We start from the raw sequence: 630 nt of genomic DNA on the forward strand, positions 1-630 counted from the left end.
GCTTCAGGATGGCGGTGATGCGCCCGGCATTCGCCGCCGCGTTCACCGTGCCGGCGCCGGCCACGGAGGTGACGCCGGCTACATCGGGATCCTGCTGCACCACGGCGGCGATCTGCTGCTGCAGGGTCACCACACGGGCGAAGGAGGAATCCTCCGGGGCCTCGGTCGTGATCACCAGCAGCCCCGTGTCCTGCGCGGGAAGAAAGCCCTTGGGCATGACGATGTAGAGGCCGACCGTGCCGGCGATGGTCGCCGCCGTCAGCAGCAGCATCAGCCCCTCGTGCCGCAGCACCCAGCGCAGGCTGCTCGCGTAGTGGTCGCGCATCCAGTCGAAGCCGCGCTCGAACTGGCGCGAGAGCCAGCCGGGATGGTCCTCGCCGGCGGGCCGCAGCATCCGGCCGGTCATCATCGGCGTCAGGGTGAGCGAGACGAGCATCGAGACGATGACCGCGATGGTCAGCGTCAGCGCGAATTCGCGGAAGAGGCGCCCCACCACGCCGGACATGAACAGCAGCGGGATGAAGACGGCGATCAGCGACACCGTCAGCGAGACGATGGTGAAGCCGATCTGCTTCGCGCCCTTGTAGGCCGCAGCGAGGGGGGATTCGCCCTCCTCGATCAGGCGCACGA

General features: G+C 68.7%; 1 protein-coding gene. It reads right to left on the reverse strand.

Annotated features, from left to right (window positions below; all coding sequences use genetic code 11):
- On the reverse strand, nt 1-630 hold a 630-nt coding region (locus AC1DWF_RS35800), incomplete at both ends, for an efflux RND transporter permease subunit (protein ID WP_476843203.1).

Source organism: Aminobacter sp. P4_D5 (genome assembly GCF_056401815.1).